General features: G+C 32.7%; 29 protein-coding genes and 1 pseudogene. 10 read left to right on the top strand and 20 right to left on the bottom strand.

The genetic code is table 11. The annotated features are described in order from the left end of the window. Window positions 1-983: IS21 family transposase (gene istA, locus CO726_RS06520; protein WP_099683722.1), on the bottom strand; the 983-nt coding region annotated here is incomplete at its 3' end. A 219-nt stretch (window positions 984-1,202) separates the two neighbouring features. On the opposite strand from istA, the gene CO726_RS06515 reads away from it, so the two are divergent. After that, complete coding sequence (locus CO726_RS06515; RefSeq protein ID WP_001062733.1) at window positions 1,203-1,523, top strand: hypothetical protein; 321 nt, start codon at window positions 1,203-1,205, stop codon at window positions 1,521-1,523. Between the two features lie 54 nt (window positions 1,524-1,577). Here the strand turns inward: CO726_RS06515 and CO726_RS06510 are convergent, their stop codons facing one another. The 5 genes from CO726_RS06510 to CO726_RS06490 form a co-directional block, all read right to left on the bottom strand. Then, window positions 1,578-3,113, bottom strand: a complete 1,536-nt coding sequence (locus tag CO726_RS06510) for an MDR family MFS transporter (protein ID WP_099683721.1) — start codon at window positions 3,111-3,113, stop codon at window positions 1,578-1,580. Between the two features lie 24 nt (window positions 3,114-3,137). Next, the gene (locus CO726_RS06505) at window positions 3,138-3,845 is read right to left on the bottom strand and encodes a polymer-forming cytoskeletal protein (protein WP_099683720.1); all 708 of its coding nucleotides are present in this window, start codon (window positions 3,843-3,845) and stop codon (window positions 3,138-3,140) included. Window positions 3,846-3,863: 18 nt separating this feature from the next. Next, a complete protein-coding gene (locus CO726_RS06500) occupies window positions 3,864-4,574 on the bottom strand; it encodes a bactofilin family protein (protein WP_099683719.1) in 711 nt (236 codons plus the stop codon). A gap of 14 nt (window positions 4,575-4,588) precedes the next feature. Further along, window positions 4,589-5,212 (bottom strand): YhbD family protein, encoded by a 624-nt coding sequence (locus tag CO726_RS06495; RefSeq protein WP_099683718.1) that lies wholly within the window; start codon window positions 5,210-5,212, stop codon window positions 4,589-4,591. A gap of 159 nt (window positions 5,213-5,371) precedes the next feature. Further along, on the bottom strand, window positions 5,372-7,108 hold the full coding sequence (locus CO726_RS06490) for an ABC transporter substrate-binding protein (protein WP_099683717.1): 1,737 nt from the start codon (window positions 7,106-7,108) through the stop codon (window positions 5,372-5,374). Window positions 7,109-7,209: 101 nt separating this feature from the next. On the opposite strand from CO726_RS06490, the gene CO726_RS06485 reads away from it, so the two are divergent. Continuing rightward, a complete protein-coding gene (locus CO726_RS06485; RefSeq protein ID WP_099683716.1) occupies window positions 7,210-8,436 on the top strand; it encodes an MDR family MFS transporter in 1,227 nt (408 codons plus the stop codon). A gap of 79 nt (window positions 8,437-8,515) precedes the next feature. On the opposite strand, the gene CO726_RS06480 is transcribed toward CO726_RS06485, so the two are convergent. From CO726_RS06480 to CO726_RS06450, 7 genes are all read right to left on the bottom strand, one after another. Further along, window positions 8,516-9,184, bottom strand: coding sequence for a YjgB family protein (locus tag CO726_RS06480; protein WP_099683715.1), 669 nt, complete (start codon window positions 9,182-9,184; stop codon window positions 8,516-8,518). Window positions 9,185-9,213: 29 nt separating this feature from the next. Beyond that, entirely contained in the window at window positions 9,214-10,059 is an 846-nt protein-coding gene (locus CO726_RS06475) for an aminopeptidase (RefSeq protein WP_099683714.1), read from the bottom strand. Between the two features lie 259 nt (window positions 10,060-10,318). Next, on the bottom strand, window positions 10,319-10,714 hold the full coding sequence (locus tag CO726_RS06470) for a cytosolic protein (RefSeq protein WP_136699422.1): 396 nt from the start codon (window positions 10,712-10,714) through the stop codon (window positions 10,319-10,321). Between the two features lie 77 nt (window positions 10,715-10,791). Next, on the bottom strand, window positions 10,792-11,034 hold the full coding sequence (locus CO726_RS06465) for a GlsB/YeaQ/YmgE family stress response membrane protein (protein ID WP_000638308.1): 243 nt from the start codon (window positions 11,032-11,034) through the stop codon (window positions 10,792-10,794). A gap of 172 nt (window positions 11,035-11,206) precedes the next feature. Then, window positions 11,207-12,172: a nucleoside hydrolase gene (locus tag CO726_RS06460; protein WP_099683713.1), complete on the bottom strand. Its 966-nt coding sequence runs from the start codon at window positions 12,170-12,172 to the stop codon at window positions 11,207-11,209. Window positions 12,173-12,249: 77 nt separating this feature from the next. Beyond that, window positions 12,250-12,438, bottom strand: a complete 189-nt coding sequence (locus CO726_RS06455; RefSeq protein ID WP_000621879.1) for a DUF3970 family protein — start codon at window positions 12,436-12,438, stop codon at window positions 12,250-12,252. 69 nt (window positions 12,439-12,507) lie between these two features. After that, a complete protein-coding gene (locus CO726_RS06450) occupies window positions 12,508-13,293 on the bottom strand; it encodes a class I SAM-dependent methyltransferase (protein WP_099683712.1) in 786 nt (261 codons plus the stop codon). Window positions 13,294-13,836: 543 nt separating this feature from the next. On the opposite strand from CO726_RS06450, the gene CO726_RS06440 reads away from it, so the two are divergent. From CO726_RS06440 to coaW, 8 genes are all read left to right on the top strand, one after another. After that, window positions 13,837-13,989, top strand: coding sequence for a YqbF domain-containing protein (locus CO726_RS06440; protein ID WP_098759891.1), 153 nt, complete (start codon window positions 13,837-13,839; stop codon window positions 13,987-13,989). A 169-nt stretch (window positions 13,990-14,158) separates the two neighbouring features. Further along, entirely contained in the window at window positions 14,159-14,593 is a 435-nt protein-coding gene (gene exsC, locus CO726_RS06435) for an exosporium protein ExsC (protein WP_099683711.1), read from the top strand. A 303-nt stretch (window positions 14,594-14,896) separates the two neighbouring features. Next, window positions 14,897-16,099, top strand: a complete 1,203-nt coding sequence (locus CO726_RS06430) for an MFS transporter (RefSeq protein ID WP_099683710.1) — start codon at window positions 14,897-14,899, stop codon at window positions 16,097-16,099. A 155-nt stretch (window positions 16,100-16,254) separates the two neighbouring features. Further along, window positions 16,255-16,548 (top strand): hypothetical protein, encoded by a 294-nt coding sequence (locus tag CO726_RS06425; protein WP_098759894.1) that lies wholly within the window; start codon window positions 16,255-16,257, stop codon window positions 16,546-16,548. Window positions 16,549-16,733: 185 nt separating this feature from the next. Beyond that, on the top strand, window positions 16,734-17,096 hold the full coding sequence (locus CO726_RS06420) for a hypothetical protein (RefSeq protein WP_099683709.1): 363 nt from the start codon (window positions 16,734-16,736) through the stop codon (window positions 17,094-17,096). Window positions 17,097-17,629: 533 nt separating this feature from the next. Continuing rightward, the gene (locus CO726_RS06410) at window positions 17,630-18,829 is read left to right on the top strand and encodes an LL-diaminopimelate aminotransferase (protein ID WP_136699420.1); all 1,200 of its coding nucleotides are present in this window, start codon (window positions 17,630-17,632) and stop codon (window positions 18,827-18,829) included. Between the two features lie 56 nt (window positions 18,830-18,885). Continuing rightward, the gene (locus CO726_RS06405; protein WP_098759898.1) at window positions 18,886-19,284 is read left to right on the top strand and encodes a 3-hydroxyacyl-ACP dehydratase FabZ family protein; all 399 of its coding nucleotides are present in this window, start codon (window positions 18,886-18,888) and stop codon (window positions 19,282-19,284) included. A 92-nt stretch (window positions 19,285-19,376) separates the two neighbouring features. Beyond that, window positions 19,377-20,198, top strand: coding sequence for a type II pantothenate kinase (coaW, locus tag CO726_RS06400; protein ID WP_099683706.1), 822 nt, complete (start codon window positions 19,377-19,379; stop codon window positions 20,196-20,198). 221 nt (window positions 20,199-20,419) lie between these two features. On the opposite strand, the gene CO726_RS06395 is transcribed toward coaW, so the two are convergent. The 7 genes and pseudogenes from CO726_RS06395 to CO726_RS06365 form a co-directional block, all read right to left on the bottom strand. After that, the gene (locus CO726_RS06395) at window positions 20,420-21,049 is read right to left on the bottom strand and encodes a CPBP family intramembrane glutamic endopeptidase (RefSeq protein WP_099683705.1); all 630 of its coding nucleotides are present in this window, start codon (window positions 21,047-21,049) and stop codon (window positions 20,420-20,422) included. 334 nt (window positions 21,050-21,383) lie between these two features. After that, entirely contained in the window at window positions 21,384-21,863 is a 480-nt protein-coding gene (locus CO726_RS06390) for a CcdC family protein (protein ID WP_099683704.1), read from the bottom strand. Between the two features lie 41 nt (window positions 21,864-21,904). After that, window positions 21,905-22,576: a DUF4052 family protein gene (locus CO726_RS06385; protein ID WP_099683703.1), complete on the bottom strand. Its 672-nt coding sequence runs from the start codon at window positions 22,574-22,576 to the stop codon at window positions 21,905-21,907. Continuing rightward, entirely contained in the window at window positions 22,573-23,445 is an 873-nt protein-coding gene (locus tag CO726_RS06380; RefSeq protein WP_099683702.1) for an ATP-binding cassette domain-containing protein, read from the bottom strand. Before CO726_RS06380 ends, CO726_RS06385 begins: the two co-directional genes overlap by 4 nt. After that, window positions 23,442-23,822, bottom strand: coding sequence for a GntR family transcriptional regulator (locus CO726_RS06375; RefSeq protein WP_000805194.1), 381 nt, complete (start codon window positions 23,820-23,822; stop codon window positions 23,442-23,444). The genes CO726_RS06380 and CO726_RS06375 overlap by 4 nt, the downstream gene beginning before the upstream one ends. Window positions 23,823-23,924: 102 nt before the next feature. Then, window positions 23,925-24,430, bottom strand: a pseudogene (locus CO726_RS06370) (DinB family protein). Window positions 24,431-24,444: 14 nt separating this feature from the next. Continuing rightward, on the bottom strand, window positions 24,445-25,038 hold the full coding sequence (locus CO726_RS06365; protein WP_099683701.1) for a DUF4825 domain-containing protein: 594 nt from the start codon (window positions 25,036-25,038) through the stop codon (window positions 24,445-24,447). Window positions 25,039-25,256: the final 218 nt, after the last annotated feature.

The raw sequence follows: 25,256 nt of genomic DNA, 5'->3' as shown, positions 1-25,256 counted from the left end.
TCTCTTATTGTGCTCTGTGGTAGGGGCTGTAAGAGATTCTTTTCTTGTTTTAAGGAGAACATTGGAACTTTATTTGTCCCTTGATGAAAGCTTTGATTAATTCTCGTACAAAGTTTTTGTACAAATTCATGTAGCTCTTCAAAACTTAATTTTCCCTGGTAAGCGTGGATCTCATCTAAAAATTTCATAGGTGCCTCTACTTTTCCTTTCGTTTTGGGTCTCCCTGCAATACAAGGTTGCACTTTGAAACCGAAATCCTGCGCAAATTGGGCAAACTTATTATTAACAATACCTTTAAAATATTCAGTTCGTGCCTCATCCATCACTGTTTTCATATTGTCTGTAACAATTACCTTCGGTACGCCACCAAACGCTTCAAATGCTTCTGTCATAAAGGACAGTAAAACACTTTGCGATTTTGAAATATTCAAGTGAAAAGCTCTAAATCGCGAATAGGATAATAAAAGAACCGCCACATTGATGTATACAATCTCGCCATCCTTCGTTTCAAACTGAATGTTTTCTTTCCAGTCCAACTGAGCTTGTTCACCTGGCTTTGTTTCATAACGAATACCTGTCGAATGGTTTGGAGCTGTTCTTTTTCCTTCATCGAAATAGGTTTTAAATGCTGGCTTTCTATTAATGTAAGCACGGAAAGCAGACTGTGAGCACTGTAATCCGTGATTATCCGTCAAGTATTGCCATAGTATTCGTTTGTAATAAAAAGTTTGTTTGGAATCACTGGATAAGAGAGCCACAATGACCTCATAATATTCATCAATCTTTGACGCTTTATTTTTTGTTCCTTTTGGCGTGAAACCATTTAAGTATTTATCAATTGTTAGACGATCAACGCCCAACTCTCTTGCCAATTGACTCTTATTTATTTTCATGTTCAAATTCTCCATTAGTAATTTTAGCTTCGGTAAGTCTGTAAGACTTTTAACCTCAAATTCTGTTTGAATATCTAGCATAATATACATACTAACCACCTCAAGGTTAGTATGGAGAATCGAGTCAAAGTTGTACATATTTATCCAAGCACTAATGTACATATTTAAGGTAGCATTTATAATTACGCCAATAATGAGTAATAACACATAAATTTCCCTATAAATACATATAACAATTTCATCTTTCATGAAAAAAACGTTATAATGAAGTGTAGCCTCTACGATTACGTTATAAAGGAGATTAAAACAATGGCTAAAATTAAAGTATACCAAGCAAAAGAAGAAAATATGGAAGCAGTAAAAAACATCATTGATGTTGAGGAACAAAATCCAACTGCTGAAAACTTACAAAATCTATACGCATGTGTATTAGATACTGAAGATATGGCATTGCCTGAATCATACATTGAAGAAGATATCTTAATTGATTCTATTGAAGTTATGGTTAACGCTTCTCAAAGCAAAGTAAGAGACTTAGGTGCTTACGATGTAATAGAAGTTCAAAACAAAGGTAAGAAAACACAAATTTTATTATTAGCAGACGAAGAATACGAAATTATCGAAGGCTAATCTAACACCGTACATACGAAAAAGCTCCCTTCCAATTGGAAAGGAGCTTTTTCATTACGCTTTTGATGTTTCGCTCTTTTTATTCATTTGTTGTTTCTTAATTACCATGCGCTCATTTCCCATAAAGAAAATAAATATGAATGCTAAACCAGCTGGTACCAATGCCCACATAAATGTTTGGACAATTGAGCTAGAAAGAGCGTCAATTATTTTATCCAATACTTGCGGCGGAATTTGAGACCTTGCCGATTCTGATAGAATTGCTCTTGAATCTCCTAATGCGTTTGTATTCATTCCTGCGTTCATACCTTTAAATGCTTCTTCTAATTGATCTTGGAAACCTGTTCTTTGGATCATTCCGAAGATTGTAATACCAAGCGTCATGCCTAATGAACGAATGAAGTTACTCGTTGAAGTCGCAGACCCTCGCTGTTCCATACCAAAGTTGTGGATAGCTGCCATACTTAGTACAGAGAATGAGAAACCAACTCCAAATCCAATAATAATCATATACACTGTTAATAATGCACGACTTGTTTCTGGCGTTAATGTGCTTAATAAGAATAGTCCAATTAGCATAATAACAGCAGAAATAATCATAATGTTTCTGTAGCTAAGCTTCGTCGTTAAAAATCCACCTAATTGCGCTGTTACAACTGATCCTAACATCATCGGTAATAGTAATAACCCTGAGTTTGTTGCGGTACCACCGTATACACCTTGAATGAATAACGGAATGTATACAGTTGCTGACATAAATGCAGCACCGTAACATAATGCAATAATGGTACTCATTCCGAATAAACGTTGTTTAAACATTTCAAATGAAATGATTGGTTCTTCTACTTTACGTTCAATAAAAATAAATACAATAATTAAAATAGCGAATCCGCCAAATAAAATTAAAATAAAGCTAGAATCCCAGTCATACTTTTGTCCACCAAGTTCGAGCGCAAACATTAACGAAACTACTGCACCAACTAAAGTAATTGCGCCAAACCAATCAATTTTTTGCTTTCTATGAACTCGTGACTCTTTATAAAAGAATGTAATAAAAATAAGTGCTAAAACGCCAAGCGGTAAGTTAATGTAAAATACCCAGTGCCAGCTAATGTAATCTGTAATATACGCACCAAGCAACGGACCAAAAATACTTGATAAACCAAATACTGCTCCGAATAAACCACCCATTTTTCCGCGCTTTTCAGGAGGGAAAATATCAAAAACGATCGTAAATGCGATTGGTACTAATGCCCCGCCGCCAATACCTTGAATCGCACGATAAATACCTAACTGTGTAATGTTTTCAGCAGTACCACAAAGTGCCGAACCAATCATAAAGACGATTAAACCGAAAATAAAGAACCTTTTTCTACCATACATATCTGATAGTTTACCGAATATCGGCATACCTGCCATTTCTGCGACCATATAAGCAGAAACGACCCACACAAAGTTTTCAAGGCCTCCTAAGTCACCAACAATCGTTCCCATCGCTGTTACGACAATGGTATTATCCATTGATGCCATTAAAATACCTAGCAATAAGCCCGCCACAACAAAGCCGATCTTATTATTCTTCTCAACCATATCTCTTGCTCTCCCTCATACTACTTATATTTGTTTATGTTCTTTTACGACTGCATTACCTTTTTGGTTAAAACTAGTATGATATTCTACAACACTAATTTCACACCCAGGGCCAATTGTGACCTTGTTTCCTCTTACAACTTCAGCAATCGTATGTTCTAAATAGATATCATCTCCTTCAATAATTGAGGTTTGGAGGTTTCCGGCATGACTAGTAAAAGGAATGAATCTCGCTTTTTTACGAACTATAATTTTTTTACCGCCAATTTCTCTCACTTTACTTCCCTCATAACGAAGTGAAATTTCAATATTTTCAGCATTAAGCAGGCCATCACTTTCAAGACCACCAGTTAGTGATAATTCTTCTACTTCAATATCACCTTTCACATTTAAAGCGCCTTTTACATCTACGAAATCACCTGAAAACTTTCCTGTAATATCTATCATACCTCTAACTTTTGTTTTTTCAATATGAGCATCACCATGAATTTGAGTATTTCCGTATACTTTTACATATTCTGCATCTACATTTCCTTGTACTTCACTATCTCCATACACGACATAATTTTTCACTTTCATATTACCGTGTACATCACTCGTACCATATGTTTTAAATTCATTACAGCTCATATCATTAGAAATTGTTCCTTCGCCGCGAATCTTCACTTTGTTATAATTCCCACCTGCTGAACTACCAGAACCATTGACAGTAAGACTATGTTGATGTTCCATATTACTTTCTCCCTCCCATTAAACCTGTTTAATTTCTTTTACATTTGCGCTTTTATCAACAGTAAGAACACCCGTATATTCAATGATTTCAATCTCACAGTTCGGTCCTACTGTAACATTGTTTCCTCTTACCGTTCTTATATGAGCATAATCAATATCGATATTGTCACCTTCTAATAGTTCAGCCTCTAACTGCAAACCAAATACTGATTTAAACAGTCTACTAAAAGTACTTAGTCTATGTTTTACTTTGATCGTTTGACCACCAATTTCTTTCGCTCGACATGTACCGTGAATATTAATATTTATTTCATCGGCGCTTAATAATCCACCAATTGTAAATTGTCCTTCTGAAGAAAAAGTATCCACTTCACAATTACCATCAATTGTCGCTTGACCATTGACTTTAAATTCTTCACCAGTGACATTTCCACCTATCGTACCTTTTCCTGCAATTTTCAAACTGTTCGCCTTCACATCTTGAGTGATTGTTGCTTTCCCATCAATTCGCATTGTTTCTGCATGAACTGTACCATCGACTTTACCTGATCCACTAATTCTTGCATTTCTACTTTTCAAATTTCCAGTAACGGCACCATAACCGTTACATTCAAAATGATCACATTCAATATTTCCAGTAACAGTCCCTTTTCCGTTTAATTGCACTTTATGAAACTCGCCGCCATTCGATGAACCGTAACCATTTATAATCAAATTATCTGTACGCATACTTTCTCTCCTCACTACAACAGTTTAGTTTTTAATGCTTCGGTATATTTCATAATCGCTTCGCGTAAAACAATTTTGGTTCCTTTTTCAAAAATTAAATCGTCCACGTTTGAAACTAAGAAACATGTAGAAATCCCTAACTTTCGGACGATGATTAAATCACAAGTTTTATGCTTAATCGCTTCATAATTTTCACGTAAAACTTGCAAGACCATTTTTCCTTCTTCTAAACTAATCTCTCCCGATTGTAGTAATTCTTCTAACATATACACATAAAGAATATCTACAAATTGAAACTCTGTTGCTTTATTCGTTTGTTCTATAAAGAATTGTAAAACTGTTTCTGATGCAATCTCTTTACGTAAGACGTCTTCCTTTGTTAAAAGGATTTCTCTCACACTCGGTGAAAACATATTCGCTAGTTCATCAAGTGATAAATCCTCTTTCATCGTTTGGATTTTATCAATACGCTCTAATATCTTTTCTTTCGGAAAAAATGTCTCTTGACCCGTGAATGTTGACTTTCGTACAAACCAATCTTCCGGTATTAAATTTTTTCTTTTCCACCTATATAACTGTCCGTATGAAATACCAGTTAGTTCTAATAAATCTTTTTTTGAAATTAAATCTGTACTCAACTGTATAACACTCCTTCCTGATAACAATGTAACATAACACTGTTACGCTGTAAATGGACTTTTATCATAAGTAGCGTAACAATGTGTAAAACAAACTTACTTCACATACAAAAAAGGCCCTTATACATCTCATGAAAAATGCATAAGAACCTTTATGTATCAAGATTTAAACCATGTTTCATAAAAATCAATCCACCCTTGTGAATTAATCATTATATTTTGTACTTTTTCGTGAGAAGTTACTTGTTGTTTGTTACGATATAAAGGAATAATATGAATTTGACGTAACAAAGTGCTCTCAATATCACATAACAATGTAACTCTATTCTCTACTTGTTCTTGTTTAAAATACGGTGACAACGTTTTATGAAAGTCCATGCTGCTTTGACCATGAATAAAACTGTTTTTTGTAAGAAACATATATAGTAGACTATCTTCTATTTGTTCGCTAATTGTTGCACTATCATGCATCATATCAGCCTTTTGTATCGTACTTATTTCCAATAGCTCTTCTGTTTCAAGAAAATTATATTCTACACAAATCCCGTACTTCGCACACTCTTTTTGTATCCATTGTGCATCTTCAACGTGATCTCGTCCTGTAAATGTGTAGAGCTGTAGCACTTCATTATGATAAGTACTCCTTTTAATTAAACTTTCTACATCTTCCTCAATCTCTACAATGCTTTCGCCTGCTAATATTAGTTTTTTTACCACTTCTCCACGTTCTCCGCCAAGTTCTTGAACGATTTTATCACCATGAATAATTTTATATAGCGCCTTTCGAAACAGCTCGTCTTGTATTGGTCCATCTTTTACAAGATTGCACGTTACATATGTCACGTTCGATTCAAGCCGAGACAACTCTTTATTAGGAGTTTCTTTATCTTTATACTGCGCCTTTACTAACACATCATATGTATTTACATTTTGTTCTACATTCAATAGTTCAATTCGGTCAAAAAAAGGTCTTTCACGGTAATATAAATCATGTACTTCCAATACAAATAAATGTGCATTTTTCCCGCGTAATATAAAAGGCCCTGTACCAATGAAGTTTCCAGCTTCATCTTCATTTACGATAGAACACTGTTCTGCACTAAGCATATGTAAAAACATCTTATTCTCCGCAAACAATTGAATTTCAACAACATATTCATCTACTGCACGGACACTTTCAACATGTTGTAACATCCATGCGTGTGGGTTGTTTTCAGCTTCCATAAATCGATTCAATGAATGTATAACATCACGTGCAGTCAGTCGTTTTCCATTATGAAGATGAACGCCTTTTCTTAAATAAAATGTCCAAACCTTTTCAGCATCATTATATTCCCAGTGAAAAGCAAGTCTTGGTTCTATAGAGTTTGTTTCCTCATTTGCATATACGAGTGTATCAAAAATATGTTTAACCATATGACATTCTGATCGCATCGTAGCGTAAACCGGATCTAAAGCGATGTCTAGATTCATTTGTACTTGCAAACGAAGGACATCCCTTCTCCCTTCGGATGTCCTTTCTATTTTATGACCAAATATTGAATCAATCCATGACTGATATTCACTTTGTACTGATGGAAATTGCGAGCTATAGCGTTCCACAAATTCAATTCCGCTCCTCACATCCCCTTTTTTAGTTATTTCTTTTCTCTTATCTAAAATTAATGGCGCTGGATGCTTTTGAAATATTACTTTAGAACGATTCCCTCTTCCTCGTCCAGGAAACCAAGTAATCCAGTTGAACTCATTTAATTTTTTTATAATCAATTTGCTATTACGCTCTGTACAAAATAATGTTTCGGATATATTTTGCACTGTTATTTCTAATTGTTCTCCTTCTTTTTTCCCTTTCCCATAGGCAATCCATAGCTCAATGTATTGATCTAAAATAAACATCATATTCCCCCTAAAAGGTGAAAAATACTTCTTATTCTTTCTACCCTTTTTCCAATTCTCCTTTCATCTTATCATTTCAATATAGAAAGGAGGAAATAATATTGAATCATCTCTTATTACGTTACAATAAACCAATCATCATTAGACTGTGCGGTGAATTATTAACTCGAACAACTGAATCAATGTTAGCTATCATTATGATTATTTACGTTAATAAGATGCTAAACGGCAATATTATGATGACTATGCTTATTTTCGGGTTACAACCACTTTCAGACATTATATTTACACTTATTGCTGGAAGAGTGACTGATAAATATGGGCGAAAGAAAATTATGTTACTCGGCTTATTGCTACAAAGCGTTGCAATCGGTAGCTTCATCTTTGCTCAATCCGTTTTTATATTTGCTTTGTTATATGTCATAAATGGGGTTGGCCGTTCCTTATATATTCCTGCTCAACGTGCACAAATAGCTGATTTAACAAAACATGGGCAGCAAGCAGAAGTCTTCTCTCTTCTGCAAACGATGGGAGCAATAGGTACCCTAATCGGCCCTTTAATTGGTACTATTTTTTATAAGACTCACCCTGAATATGTATTTACGGTGCAAAGCATTGCACTTATAGTATATGCAGTCGTTATTTGGACGCAGCTTCCAGAAACCGCGCCAACCATGACAAAACCAACGCAAAAACTTGAAGTATCATCTCCAAAACAATTTGTACACAAACATTACACCGTTTTAGGACTTATGATTACTACACTTCCTATTAGCTTTTTTTATGCACAAACTGAGACAAATTATCTTATTTTCGTGAAACATACACTTCCGGATTTCGAACGCATACTCGTTTTTATTACAACATGCAAAGCTATTATGGAAATCACTCTACAAGTTTTCCTCGTGAAATGGTCTGAACGATTTTCTATGGCTAAAATCATCATTATTTCTTATGCCTGCTATACAATAGCTGCAATTGGCTACGGGCTTTCAGCAACAATCGCGTCACTATTTTTTACATTACTCTTTTTAGTCATTGGTGGAAGTATTGCTTTAAACCATTTACTTCGATTCGTTTCAGAAATCGCTCCTACAGATAAACGTGGATTGTATTTTTCAATTTACGGCTTACATTGGGATGTATCTCGAACGTGCGGTCCTGTACTTGGTGCAGTTTTATTAAGTAAACTAAACGGTAGCATGCTATTTTATATTTGCGCTTGTTTCTTAATAATTGGGGGCATTATTCAAGCTCTTTTTGTTCAAAATTTAGAGCGTAATAAAATAAAAAAAGACATTTCAGAACATACTCCCCATGTTTTATAGGCTGCATTCCTCACCCTTTTAACAGTAAAAAGAAGGATGTCACAAAAGTCTCGATGACCTTTGTGACATCCTTTCTTTATTACCCTGCCATTTTATTAATACTATCCTCAGGCGAAAATACCGAAATATGATTTACCTTACCAGTCGATTTTGGAATAATGAATTTTAACTCAAACTGATTGTTTACTTTATATACATATATTTTATCTTCCCCATTTACTTTAACTGAAGCTGGTTTTCCTAATGCTTTTTCTATTTCTTGTAATGTAATTGATTTTAGTTCTGCGTGATAGGAGCGTACATCAAAAACTTGTGATCCTTTATTAAAACCAAAGGAAACATTTTTATTTGTAAAGGTAGCGTACATTCCATTTCCTGCTTGTTCCGTTGTATCTGCTTTCCCCCACGCTTTTTCTATTTCTTCAATATCCCCTGTATGAGCTGCGAACGGAACGTTAGGTGCTTTTCCTTCTTTCGCTAATTCAAATAATTCTTTAACATAGTTAATTGATTTTTGATTTATTACTGTATCTTTCGTGCTTACATCTGTGCTTGATTTTGTTGATCCTTCATTATTTGATTTTTCATCAGGCTCTTTCTTTTCTTGAGAAGTATTATTCTGTTCATTTTTACTATTTTCCGTTGTTGGGTCTGTTTCCTTTTTTTCGTCCGTCCCTTTACATGCTACTAATGCAAAAATGCATGTAAAAGCGAGAAATAACATACCTATCTTTACATACACTTTCATACATTTCAGCCCCCCTATCATAATCCGATTCATTTCGATAACCAATCCATTACACTACTTTTTAAATTGTGTTTGTTCCAAAAAGTAAATACTTCACTCTCTCCCAATGCTTGTGCAACATATTCTACAAAAGCTGTTCCTAAAAAATAACCGAGTCGGTTGTATCCAAAATATTGTCCACCAGATAACCGAAACCACTCTTTCTCTTTTTCCAACGTCCAGCCTTCTATATAATCTTCCCAAAAACGATCCTTTATTTGTTCTTCATTTTCTATACAATATTGTAACCAACGTTCACCATCATTGTCATAGGAGTAATATACTGATTCATTTAAACCTTTCACAATTTGCTTTGATAAATAAGTTGCAATACCTTCACGATACAAACTAACTGCCGCGTCGGTCCACTCAGCTTTTCCCCAATCCATTCCATCATTTTGCAACATAACATTATGATATATATGTCCTATTTCGTGAGCGACAATAACGTGAAGATGATTTGAATCTGGAGATAATTTTTCTGCCGCAAAAAATATGTCTCCAATAATCTCCCTTTCTACAAAGGCATTAGAGCCAAAAGCTCCAACAAATAAATGAAATTTCATATTTACATCAAAGTTAAATTTGTTATGATATTCATTCGTTATCACTTGAATAATAGTCGGTAATGTTTCTGCAATGATACGAATATCTTCTACTTTTGTGGGATATAGGTTAATGGCATTAGAAAGACGTTCTTTCGTTTTAGGACAATGATACTTAAAGTATTCTTCAAATATCTCTGGATACGAAGTGAAGTATTGATTAAGGACTGTTAATTCTACGTCGGTGCTTTCCCATAATTTTAAAAAACTTGGAATTGTATTATTTATCATTTTTCCCATCTCCTTATATATCCCTTCTCGCCATTTACACTACAATCCTTCCTTAAATATAGAAAAAGCAACAAAGAAAGATGAGCTTTCTTTGTTGCTTTTTCTGTTTAATCAAACCATCTATCACCATCAGAAATCCATTTACCATTTCATATCATATAATTATCAAGATATTTATAAATTAAAGTAAAAGTATTGTATATTTTGCTTGAGAAAAATGAAAAAAGCTACCCAAAAAGGCAGCTTTAAATATGTATTTTTACACTTCGATTGACTTACCATCTTCAACAATATGGTAAAGTAAGTGAGCTAAATGATGAATCGGACCATACTCTTCCTCTTCTTCATCTGTTTCACCTTGGAATTCAAGATCATTTAAGTATAGTGCTAAAAATTGATAGTATAATTTTAAATCAAATCCGTAGCATGCAGTTGGCTCTTCATGATCTCCTTCGTATTGTAACATTAAGTATTGATCATTTCCTTCTGCATCTTCTGCATCAAAGAATACGAAGAATCCAACGTTTGTATCTAAATCAAATAGATGACGAGTACCTTTTTCTGTCGCTTTATTAAAGTCTTCTTCACTTAATTTATGTACTATTGTCGCTTTAGCATTATCTTCTTGATGGAAATTTACTGTAAATGTTTTCAATGCTGACACCTCCTGATTGTATAATACTAGCATAACATATAAAAAGGACTGCTTACAAATGTAAACAGTCCTTACATTCATTTTCTCATTGCTCGTAATAAGAAGCTTACAATGAAAATTAAAATAATCGCACCAATTAAAGCTGGAATAATTGCAAATCCGCCGATTACCGGGCCGAAACTACCAAGTAATTTCGTACCAATCCAAGAACCGATAATACCAGCAATAATATTACCAATTACACCACCTGGTACATCCCTGCCAGTAATTAAGCTAGCTAGCCATCCTAATATACCACCAACAATTAATGACCAAATCATATAATAACCTCCTTTAAATTCACCAATCAAAATATAATTAGAAACAATTGCTTACCATTAGTTATGTTACATTTTTCATTAGTTATTCATACAGATCAACTATTAGATCATTTCAAAATAATGAACGAACAGTTTTTTCAATTTGCGGTTGATACCCTCCATATTTCACATATTAGGGACAGTCAGGCTTTAATATTGTCCGCATAAACTCTTCTTTAAATGCAGGATAGTTAAAACCAACCGCAATTCTTTGTATTGGCCGATCATCAAACCTTGTTGGCTCAGCTATTTTTCTAAAGTCAGCCACACTTTGTCCTCTTGTTACGTCATTTGTCGTACTAATCCAAACTGCAGATTTTTTATATTCAAAAATATCATCATTTATAAACGAAATGAACGGAAGTAAATCGTGAATCGGACTTCCAGCAATACCCGGGTATTCTTTTTTATAAAAGTTCTCATAATAAAAATCAATCATTGTTTTAATAAGCTTTGCCTGCCCTGTTCCTTCTTTATTAATAATATCCACCATTTTTGGAGTAATAAGGGCTTCTTGCGTTACATTTAACGGATAAATTGTCGCATTCTTTGCATACTTCATTACAATATTTGCGGCGATTGAATCTCCATAAAAATTCGCTTCTGATACAGGAGTAACGTTACCAGGAAATAAAAAAGCACCTCCCATTATATAGTAGGAATATACTTTATCCATTACATTTGGATATAATAAAAATAATGTTGCCAATGTTGTTAATCGTCCTGTCGCTACGATAATAATATCTTCTGGACAAGGCTCAATTAATTTAATTAATTCACAAAAATTTTCCCGTTTACAGATCCTCATATCAGATGGAATAATTGGTCCTAAGCCGTGATCTCCATGAATTTCAGGAAAGAACAAAGGTTCTTCAGCTGTCATCGATCTTGCTGCACCTTCAATGATTTTTACTTCTGTAGCATAGTATTTTTCTAAAAAGTACACATTTTCCGCTACGATTTCTCGCGACACATTTCCATATTCAGCAATAATACCTATAATATCTAATTTACATGTTTTATTTGCATAAATTAACGCCACAGCATCATCAATACCAAAGTCTCCAAAAAAGATGATTTTCTTATTAACTATCCTCACCCCTCTTCAGCATACTCTACTATTATTATTATGTAAAAAAGACAAGGCTGTGAAACGATGCAAACTAAAAAAGCCGCCTATTTATTGGCGACTTCAATCTTTTTATAAGATAAATATGCTAATACATTTTTACTTGAATCATATTTTGGATTATTTCCTTTTCTCGGTTCTCTCATATGTGTTTTTTCAAATCCAGGAATATCCGGCATTTTCTCCATAAATTCAAGCATTTCTTCTTCAGTTCCTTCAATACGTACGCGAATCATTATTACTTTTCCTCTATTCTCATTTTCTCAGTACTAAGTATAACGTACTTTGAAAAGACTTCAAGAAATTTATCTTTTTAATGTCGCACTTTTTTTACATATAAACAATGCCATTTCAGTATAAAACGATATAATTTTATTATTTTCATATTGGATGTTAAAGAATTCTTGCATTTCAAGTGATGTTTTCATCATACATTCTGTTAACTTCACGCGTTTTTGCAAAGGTACATTCATCATATCGCACCACCAGTCAAATTCAAATTTCTTGTCAAAAGTAAGACATGACTGCATTTGCAAACCGTTTCTTTCTAACAAGGTAATCCATTCTGTTTTTTTCAACGCTCGTTCATGACTCGGATCCCGCTTTTTTTCTATAAAATTATAAAATGTATCGTATTCATTATTTTCCGGTGAAACATTATCTATTAAAATAAACAATCCATTATCTTCTAACGTCCGATTTACTTCATAGATAAACTGAGCTGGATTCGTAAAATGATGTGCTGCAATTCGGCATGTTATCACATCAAAAGAACTATCAGAAAACGGTAAACTTTCAGCATTTCCAGCGACAAAAGATACATTTTCATGTCCATTACTTATAATAAAGTTTTTCGCATTCTCTAACATTTTTTCTGTTAAGTCTAAAGCAACTACTTCTTGAAACAATGGAGCTAATACATTGGCAACATGTCCTCCGCCAGTAGCAATATCAAGAAGACGATTATTATGACGAGACTCAACTTGTTGAACTACATATTGTAAATCCGGTCCTTTAGCATGAATTTTACTCTTTACATACTTTTCCGCATTATTACCAAACTGTTGTTTTACAAGCTCTTCTTTACTCATTTTATCATCTTCTTTCTATTGTTATTTACATATATGATTCATATAATAATTAAAGTTCTCTTTATTTATTTTCAAATCCTCTTTTCAGCTCACTTCTTATCACTCTGTCCTATCATCAACATAATATAATTTTTACGTTTTACTATTAAACAAAAAAGCTGACTTCCCTTTAGAAATCAGCCTTTATATTTGATCACCTTTATACTTTTACAAACTATTATAATGTTTCTTTCTCCTTATCCTTTCCGGAAACTAAATTTCCTATAGCATCCGCTGTTACTTCTACTACAAATTCACAAATACCTGCTACAACTTCTCCAATTACTTCATCCATCTTTTTACCCCCTTATTTTATGTAACCTATTTGTAGTATAGAAGAAATTAGCGATTGTAAACTATCTGAAAAGATGACATAAACCTTACAAATTTGTAAGCTCTAGCATTTTATTACTTAACCGCTTTGAAACTCCAAGTATTTTTAGCAGACATATAGGCCATCATAATACGAAGCAAGTAATAACACAGTGTAAGGAGGCGTTTCATATATATTACGTAAAATTAATTAAAGGTCAATCTTTCTACGCTTTTAATCATCGTTTTTTAGTGTCTGAAGAAGAAAAGGTTTCCGAAAAAGTTTATAATTACTTACGGCGCAATGAATTTTTCGAAGTACGTAAAGAAGAATATTCTGCTTAATTACAAAAAGCATCCAGAAAAACCTCACTTTATTGTGATATATTCTTGATGCTTTTTTGTGAATTACTCCTTTTCAACAATTGTTATCGACTCTATTAAAATATTCTATTATTTGTCCAAGCTATTTCATCACTACTTTCATATTTTAGTATATGAGGAGGTGACGAATATGACTCATATCATTGATTACCAAGCTACTCAACCTATAAGTAAAACGGGTGAAACCACTTTTGCAATCCCAGCTTCTCCAAATAAAGCAATTCTAGCAAATTTGAGATTGAGAATTTCAAGTAGAGATTCACGTAATAATCGAGTAGAATTAATCGCTACAGTCGGTGTAGAAGGTATAACTGGGACTTCACAAGTTTTATTCCGAACTTTCCGTGATAACTTTGAAATTTTTAATGGACAAGTAGGTATTGAATCTACAGATTCTGAACAATTCTACGTACAAACATTTCAAGCTATAGATCAAAACGTTAGCAGTGGAACACACCAATATTCATTAACTGTAGAAAACCTTACTAGCGGTGCAAGTGCCGAGGTTGTTGGTCCTATATCTTTTAGTGCTTTAGCTATTGGACAAGAGCGTAAATGCTGCTAAGTGAATCTAAAGTATAATTTTGTAATTGAGAAAAGCGAGACGTAGTTATACGTTCTTGCTTTTTTATTTTTTCGATATTTATCCCTACTATTAGTTATGTTTCAATCATCTGGTATTTACATTTTGATTTGCTTATTTCATCAATTAACGAATCATTTTTTGACAAATCAAAAAGATTGAAATCCACTCATGAAACACGTAATATAGACTCTGACTCTAAAAAAGTTCGTTAAAAATAATACATAAAATAAGGAGGTTTTATATACGAGTTTTTCATTTTAAAAGACGGAGAGGTTTTATATTATGTGGCGTAATAAAAATGTTTGGATTGTTTTAATTGGGGAGTTTATTGCTGGTTTAGGTTTATGGCTTGGTATTCTTGGTAACCTTGAATTTATGCAAAAATATGTCCCTTCTGATTTCATGAAATCAGTTATATTATTTATCGGACTATTAGCCGGTGTTCTTGTTGGACCTATGGCTGGTCGCATTATTGATCAGTACGAAAAGAAAAAAGTTCTTCTTTATGCTGGGTTTGGTCGCGTTATAAGTGTTATTTTCATGTTTTTCGCTATCCAATTTGAAAGTATCGCCTTTATGATTGCATTTATGGTTGCTCTTCAAATTTCAGCAGCATTTTATTTCCCTGCATTACAATCTGTAATCCCACTCATCGTACGCGAGCATGAGTTATTACAGATGAACGGTGTACATATGAATGTAGGTACAATCGCCCGTATTGCAGGTACTTCACTAGGTGGAATTCTTTTAGTTATAATGAGTTTACAGTATATGTATGCCTTCTCAATGGCAGCGTATGCTTTATTATTCCTCTCAACTTTCTTCCTACAATTCGAAGATAAAAAATCAACAACACCTAGTAAACAAGCTGCAAAAAATAATAGCTTTATGGAAGTATTTCGGATTTTAAAAGGAATTCCGATTGCTTTTACAGCACTTATATTAAGTATTATCCCTCTATTATTTATAGCTGGATTTAATTTAATGGTAATTAACATTAGTGAAATGCAACATGATCCAACGATTAAAGGATTTATATATACAATTGAAGGTGTCGCATTTATGTTAGGTGCCTTCGTTATTAAACGTTTATCTGACCATTTCAAACCTGAAAAATTATTATATTTCTTCGCTATTTGTACCGCTTTTGCACATCTATCATTGTTCTTTAGCGATATAAAATGGATGTCTCTTACATCATTTGGTTTGTTTGGTTTTAGTGTCGGATGCTTCTTCCCTATTATGTCGACAATTTTCCAAACGAAAGTGGAAAAAAGCTATCACGGCCGTCTCTTCTCATTCCGTAATATGTTTGAGAGAGTTATGTTCCAAATTGTCTTACTTGGCACAGGCTTCTTCTTAGATACGATTGGATTGCAATATATGGTTCTCATTTTCGGTGTTATTTCATTATTAATTATTTTCATATCGCTATCTAAACAGAAACAGTATGAAAAACAGCCGTCGCAATCTGCGAATTTATAACATAAATATTTTAGGCATGGATTTATTTTTATATTAATCCATGCCTCTTTCTTTTATTATAATCCCAATTATTACGTTTATTGAAATTATTTAAAGGAGTACTCTATTTTGATTTCGAATATAGTATATAAATAAGATATATAGGAGGTGCGCAAGTGTCTGATGGCATCCAGTTATTTATTATCTTTATTTTTGTAATAGTTATGTTTAGTATCCTAAATTTTTTAGCCCTCTCCCTCTCTCAACATAACTTTAAAAGAAGAATTGTAGCGGGTTTCACATTTTTACTATTAACTCCCATTGTTTTTTTGACCACTTTAACATTTGCTCCTATTTTTAACAAAGATGGATTTGGATCTGCTACTTTAGCTTTTATCGTTGCTAGTATTTATATTTCAAATGGAATAATCATCCTTATTTCCTCTACCTTTATCCCTAAAAAAACATAATAAAATATATGCTACTAGGCATACATACTAGTATTACGCTAGATTCATGCCTTTTTATTTTCACTATGCTTTTCCAAATGTTTATGTGAAATTAAATAATTCTTTATAAAAATTTAAACTTTATTTATTACAATATTCCTATCGTATTCGCACGTTTATTGAAAATGAAAAGAAAGGAGTACAAAATGAAAAAGGTTCTATTAATTATTCCATTATTTATTATACTACTTAGTGGATGTAGCAATAATGATATATACGGTTCTTGGGAAGTCGTTAACAACAAAAATGGTCTTTGTCCTACATCTTATAAATTTGAAACAGTTGTAAAAGAAGAAAAGAAAGAAAAAGTTGTTCAAAACTTAGTGGAGATGCAAACAACAAAGAAAAAAGAAGATTTATACAAAGGTTCATTTGTAAAGGATTCTAATGTATATCACATTGATTATGGTAATTCGTTTACATCGGATCAAACTTTAGAAGTTGTCGATGACAAATTAAATGTATACTTTTATGCAGTTGAAAAATTATGTACATATAAAAAGAAATGATGACACTTCATATAAGACGCAGAAAATATTTTCTGCGTTATTTTACTTTACAACGCTTTCTTAAAAATGTTACCTCTTTTAAATCTTTTAATTCGAATGTAATATTATATAAGAACCTTTTTTACTGTGAAGTGGTTTTTTTGAGAAGTTTAAGTTCATTAATTGTATCAACAATTTCTTCCATTATCCTAACCCTATGGAATGTACTTTCATTTTATGAAAAATTCACGACAGGAAATTCATACTATTGGCTTAGTGGTATAGTAGGCTTCGTTTTCGTGTTCTTTTTCATCCAAAATATGTGGGATATACTTAACAAAAACTATAAAACATCCTAAACCGTATAGAAAGATATAATGGACAGTTCAGCTAACCGATTTACCTTATTTACAGCGCCCTTTCAAAAGAGACTAATCCTTCCTCTAAATTTGTCAATCGTTTTAATTTTCATAAAAAAATGATAAAATGTAACCATGTGTTTTCAGAATAATTAAAAACGCAGAAAGAAAACACTGTTTTTAGGAGGGGTTTTGATGACTTACACGTTAGCAACTAGAATGAATGCATTCCAATCTTCTATATTTAGTGAATTAGGGGCCTATAAAAAAGAAAAAATTGCAGCAGGTCATAAAATGATTGATTTAAGTATCGGGAATCCTGATATGCCGCCTGCTGATTTCGTAAGAGAAGTAATGGTACATACAGCAAATGAAAAAGAAAGCTATGGATACACATTAAGTGGTATTCAAGAATTTCACGAAGCTGTAACTGAATATTACAACAACACTCATAACGTTATATTAAATGCTGATAAAGAAGTTTTATTATTAATGGGTTCACAAGATGGACTCGTTCATTTACCTATGGTTTATGCAAATCCGGGAGATATTATATTAGTTCCTGATCCAGGATATACAGCTTATGAAACAGGAATTCAAATGGCTGGAGCAACATCTTACTACATGCCTTTAAAGAAAGATAATGATTTCTTACCAAACTTAGAAGCAATCCCTGAAGAAATCGCCGATAAAGCGAAGATGATGATTTTAAACTTCCCAGGAAATCCCGTTCCAGCAATGGCTCATGAAGATTTCTTTAAAGAGGTAATCGCATTCGCGAAAAAGCATAACATTATTGTTGTCCATGATTTTGCTTACGCTGAATTTTATTTTGATGGTAATAAACCAATTAGCTTCCTCTCTGTACCTGGTGCTAAAGATGTTGGTGTCGAAATCAACTCTTTGTCAAAAAGTTATAGTTTAGCAGGTAGTCGTATTGGATATATGATTGGAAATGAAGAAATTGTTCGTGCGCTTACTCAGTTTAAATCAAATACAGATTACGGAGTGTTTTTACCAATTCAAAAAGCGGCATGTGTTGCACTAAGAAATGGTGCTGCTTTTTGTGAGAAAAACCGTGGTATTTATCAAGAACGTAGAGATACTTTAGTCGATGGGTTCCAAACATTTGGCTGGAATGTCGATAAACCAGCTGGTAGTATGTTCGTCTGGGCTGAAATTCCAAAAGGCTGGACTTCTATAGACTTCGCTTATGCATTAATGGATCGTGCGAATGTCGTCGTCACACCAGGTCATGCATTCGGACCTCACGGTGAAGGTTTTGTACGTATTGCACTCGTTCAAGATAAAGAGGTGTTACAACAAGTTGTTGAAAACATTAGAAATAGCGGCATTTTTTCTCTTGAAAAAGTAAATGAATTAGTTAAAAATTAATGGTAACTCCCCTGCTTAACTGTAGCAGGGGTATTATTCATTGGAGGTACTTTCATATGCATATTAAAGACACTCTTCCCCATCGTTATCCATTTTTAATGATTGATAAAGTAACAAATGTAAAACAAGGTGAATCCGTTACGGGATATAAACTCATTACAAATAACGAGTGGTTTATAAATGATAGTCAAAAACATATGCCTCATATGTTAATTGTAGAAGCACTTGCTCAGCTTAGTGCATTTGTACATACAAGTGACTCTGAAGGATTAGGCTTTCTCTCTTCTTTAGATGGAGTTGCATTCCACGGAAAAGCATATCCCGGTGATAAACTTGATTTACATTATGAACTAACTCGCAATCGCCGAGGTTTTATTCTCGGTAAAGGCACCGCAACTGTTAATAATCAGCCGATTGTAACTATAGAAAAGCTATTAGTATATCAAGCAGAATAAAAATGATGTAATTCGACGGGGGGTCTATCTCCTACAAATTCGTCTCATCAACATGAACAGAGTAAACATATTACGTAGTTAGGAGCAGGCAAATGGAAAGTACTATCGGTATCGATGCTGGAGGAACATTAACGAAAATTGCTTATTTGAACGAAAAAAAGCAATTAGCTTTTGAAAAATTTTATTCAAATGAACAAGATAAAATAATAGATTGGCTCAAGAACAACACTCGTATAAAACAAATATGTATTACAGGTGGTAAAGCAAAAAAATTACAGCAACTACTTTCAGATTCATATAAAATAGTAGAACTAAACGAATTTGAAGCTACTCTTGTAGGTGTCCGATACATATTAAAAGAAGAAAAATATGATATAAACAACTTTATTTTAACAAATATCGGTACAGGTACTTCCATTCATTACGTTTATAATGACAAATATATTCGCGCTGGTGGAACCGGTGTTGGTGGTGGTACTATTATGGGACTTTCAAAATTGTTAACAAACATAGATCATTTTGAAGATGTGATTCCTTTAACAAAAGTAGGTTCTAGAAAAGAACTAGATATTACGGTTGGAGATATTTATGGTGGCATTCTCTCACCTATTGATAATAGCTTAACTGCAAGCAATTTTGGTAAAGCCGCTATTGCAGAATCAAATTATAATAGCTCAGATATACTCGCTACTGTACAAGGACTTGTCGGTGAAGTTGTTACTGCATTAAGCCTTCAATTCGCCGAAACAAAAAACATTAACCATATTATTTATATCGGGTCCACTCTATGTAATAACGTACACCTTCAAAATATTATTAGTAGCTACACAAAATATCAAAATAAAACACCAATCTTTTTACGAGATGGTGGTAATAGTGGCGCGATTGGTGCTTTACTTCGTGTTACGAATTAAAAAAGCTGACTTTTGTCAGCTTTTTAAAATACGGATTTTAGACGCTAATACAGTCTATAGATGTAAAATCTTATCTTTGCTACTGTAAAAAAACAACTAGTTCCCCTGCAAGAGGTGCTTATTGGAGTAACATTCGTTAACTGTAGTAAAAAAACACTTATTACCTTTTTTAAATAACATTTCAAAAATCCATTAATTAACATACTAACTTAATTATTAAATTACTGTAGTTTTTTTGAGTAATATACTGAGAGTAAATTAAATTCCACATGCAATAATATTGAAAAAGCAATTGATAGTGTGGAATCCGTAATCATACCATATATGACTCCTCCTAAAAATGCGAACAGCATAAATTTTATGCTAGTTTGATTAAAGCTGTAATATTGCAAGTGAGCTATAGCAAATAGAAAGGAAGATATTAGGATTGGTACCGTAACTGGTATGTAAGCTACTTCAGAATAAGGTAATGTTGCGAATGAGTTGTTAAGTATTGGTATAATCATCCCTCTAAAAATTACTTCTTCAAAAATAGGGTACATAATTACAAAGTTTAAGATATTCTTTTTTCCACTTGGATTATATCCTGAGTATCGTGAAATGAAAATATTCGTTACTACAGCAATCAAGATTAATACAACAATTGATTCATAGTGAATTGGTAAACGGAATACATAATTATCTTCATAAAAATAACTAATTATCGTCAGTAGAGTTCCCCATATATAAATAATCTCATTTTCTATCTTGCGGTACAACGTTTTTCCAATAACAACGCCAACTGTAATATCAACAATTTTATATGAAAAAGCTAATAAAACAGCAAGTGCTAATGTAATAAAGTAGCTCATATTAATTTATCACTCATCTCATAAGAAACTCTTTTCAATTCATGCATTTGATTCACTCCAGCACCGCTAACTTATTCCCTATATTATAAAATTTTACCATATAGTGGTGGTTTCGAGTGGAAAATTAGTTATATACCATATAATGATTACATTAAAACAAAGACTTCTCTATTGAGGAGGCTACTGAAAAAGTCCACATAATAAGAAAAAGGAGCCCATCACCTACTATATACAGGTGGTGGGCTCCTTTGTTTTTCTATATACTGATAAAATACACGTTATTTTTTCAAAGCAATCACTTTTTCAGTGCCTTCCTATTGAGAAGTCTTTGTTTTTACACTGTGTGATTACTATTTTCCCTCCAAACCTTCCTGAATTTCATATAACAAGCAATTCTCCAAGGAATAATATACGAGACTGCAACGACGTAAAATAATAAACCAATCGTTTGTTGATCTAAATCAACAATATATTGCCTTGAACCATATCTTAAAATAACGATTGCAATAAAAGTAATTAAAAAAGCTGCACTTTTTTTCGTATAAATATTCCCATCCTCTCTTCGTTCGTAATTTGTTAGAATTATAAGTGGTACGGCGAAAAGTACACCAATGAATACCGCCATTATAACTTGTAAGATAGCTAGATGTACGGGGCCAAAAAACCATATAATCCCCGGGGTTAAAAATAGTAATGGCCATAACATACGTTTTCCCGTTCCCTTTATTGGCTTATACATAGAGCGGTAACGACGCCAAAATATTAGTAGTGCGATGCATAAAAAGACGGTTATTAATGAGGATGTATCTCCCATTTGTTTTTCCTACTCTCCCAAAAAATATACTTAATTACACTTTAAATCGTTTGCTCAAATGATACTTTTCGAATAAATATACCGCTAGTCACGATATAGACGATAGTTAATACAATTGAAATAACAATAAAGTATGGGATATCTATTAAAGATAGATTAGATGTAGCATTTAAATCCTGTATTCCTACTTCTGCATAAAGCACACTATTCAATGATATAAAAAATGTTCCGCCTATCATAAGACCAATCCACTTAAAACGTTTCTTAATTACTACTGCTACTTGAAAGAAAGTTGCTATTGTAACATACAATAATAGTTGTACAATAAACTGTTTAATTGAGTGTTCTCCAAAACTAATATTTACTGTACTATACAATGTATTTTGTAAAAAAATTACTTGAAGGAATGAGAAAACCGCAGCTTGTAATATGATATAGCAAACTGATCCAATGAAGAACTGTAATCTCGTTACTCCAAATGAAACTGCTAAACGAAACACATCATCTTGTATAATAAAAGTACTTACTACTATAAACAATGTAATTACAATCGAAGGATTATTTAATATATGTTGTAAAAACCCTGCTCTTATTTCTTTTAAATCCATTACACTTGTAATTCCTTTTATAAGTAATACTGTAATCCAAAATATTAAAACTGCTTTATAATGAAAATTTATATGTAACTTTAACTGCTTCATTAACATCGTCATTTCACTTCACCACCAGTTATGTGAATAAATAGTTTTTGTAATATAATTCTATCAACTACTAAACCTTCTTTTTCAAGAAAATAATAATCTTCATTAGAAAGTTCTTCCCATAAAACAACAATTCCCTTATTTCCATAAACTTCTCGATTTAGAACTTTTTTATTGATTGAGAACGCATCCACTTTATCTTTTTGTCCTGAAATAATATGGCCTTGTTGCAATAGAACGTCCACCGATGATTGAACAACAAGTGCACCTTCTTTTATGATGATTACCTCTTCGATCACATGAGTTACTTCTTCTACTAAATGTGTTGATAATATAATTGTTCTTGGATACTCGCCGTAATCTTCTAATAGTAAACTATAAAATAACTCACGATGTGCTGCGTCTAAACCTGTCGTTGGTTCATCAAAAATTGTAATTGGCGCTCTACTTGCCAGTCCTTGAATAATTCCGACGACCGTTTGCATACCATGTGGTAGTTTGTGATATTTCTCTGTCATATTAAGCTGAAATTTGCCCGCTAGTTCTTCAGCATACTTTCCATCCCAATTTTTATAAAACATGCTACACATCTTAAAAATTTCTTTTACTCTATAACTTAAATGAGCTTCTTCTTTCACCTTAACGAAACAAATATTTTGCATTGCTTTACTATTTTCAAAAACATTTTCACCAAATGCTAATACACTTCCACTACTTGAAATAATTTGGCCTGCAAGTAAATTTAATAGTGTCGTTTTTCCTGCTCCGTTTCTTCCAAGCAAACCATATATTTTATGCTCTTCCAATGAAATCGTTACTTCATTTACTACTACTTTCTTTTTATATTTTTTCGTTACACCTTTCGTTTCAAGTGCAATCATCCCTCTTTCCCCTCCTTCGTAATTTTTTGAATCATATCCATTAATTCATCTTTCGATATTTCTAGCACTTTTGCTTCTTCCCACACTTTCGGTAAATATTCAGTCATAAAAGTATTTTGTCTTTTTTTTAGTACGACTTCTTTCGCTCCTTTTGCAACAAACATCCCGATCCCTCTCTTTTTATATAAAATTCCTTCATCAACTAATACATTCACCCCTTTAGCTGCAGTAGCTGGATTTATTTGTAACATCTTCGCAAATTGATTTGTTGATGGAACTTGTTCTTCTTCAAGTAATATGTCTTTTAAAATATCAGATTCAATGGTTTCTGCAATTTGTAAGTATATTAATTTATTTTGCTCCAGAGTAGGTTTCACAATTTCACCACCTTAGGTTCTTAGGTTCATTACTTATGTAATTAACCATATCACATTAAATTATTTATTTCCATAAATTTCTTAAAAAAGAGAATCATTCATTTAAGAATGACTCTCTTTCAAAAGGCTAGTAGTTTCAACTTTTGTTTTCAAATTCTTTTCATTTATACCATTTTGACAAAAGTTAAATTGTTGTCCTTTTATTGACTTTGTACGATCTACTATTTGCCCTAAATGATAACTTGTATGCTCCACTAAATGTAATAAACTATGAATTTCAATATGTCTTTTTTCTTCCCATGCTTGTATATATGCTTTTCCACATTCATCAAATACTTTTTCAACAGTTTTTAGCAAAACTTCAGTACGTTGTCGTTTTACTGGAAAATACTCCTCAATTCCCTTTCAAAGACTATATTTGGATTTTTATAACGACTAGTATTTCTCTGTATATGTTCACAAATATGCAGTACGATTCCACCAATTGAATTGACAGAATCCTCTTGTTTCCATAAATCTTCTTCACTAACGAAGCTAATTGCCTGTACTAACTTAGGTAAATAATGATCCTGCATTCTATGATAAGTAATTTTGTATACTAACTCCACCTTTTCTCCTCCCATCATTTTAACTGCTGCACTGGATATTTAGTAAATAAAAATTCCCGAAACTCTTTATCATTCATAACCATTGTAATTTTTTCGTTATTATCGTTTAGGAACTTTACTACTTTCTTTTTATCCCCTATATCATTTTCTTTTGGGAAATTATCAAATTTTCCATACAGGATTGATAGTATTTCTTCTCTTTTTATCGTAAAATTTTTATTTTCTACTTGAAACTCGTAACTTTTCGCATTTGGTACTAAAATAGCTAAATAAATAACGTTAAAGAGAAAATTCTTCTCCATTGTGTCCTTGCCATCAAACCAATACGTCTCAACCATGTCTTCTGTCAGAGTTCCATTCCCTTTTGCACCATAATTCACCTTTATGCTTTCATTCTCTAAACTTATACTTTGAAATGTTTCACCACCGGGTAAATTTTTAACGATTGCAACCACATCTGCATTATTACCAACATATGTCCCAGCATATTTCTTAAAATCACCAGGTTCAAAATCAGATATTTCTTTTATTCTTTCTCCGCTAGAACAAGCAGTAATAAATAAAAAAATTGTTAGCATAACAATTACATTACGATGCATATATTTCATTTAGCATCCCCCATTTTTATCGCTATTTCGTTAATTACAATACTTCTCGTCAAATCCCTTTAAAACATACGCACTTTAATCAAAATTAAAAATTTTCAATTTTCATGTTTACAATTATCCATTAATTGTATATACTTACTAACGTAAGAAAAATATTTTAAAAGGAGGTCGAAGGAAATGATGAAATTACAATTACATGCTTTAACTTTAGCGTTAAC

Origin of the sequence: Bacillus fungorum, from assembly GCF_002746455.1 — a bacterium.
GTDB lineage: Bacteria > Bacillota > Bacilli > Bacillales > Bacillaceae_G > Bacillus_A > Bacillus_A fungorum.
This window is presented reverse-complemented; position numbering and strand designations above follow the sequence as displayed.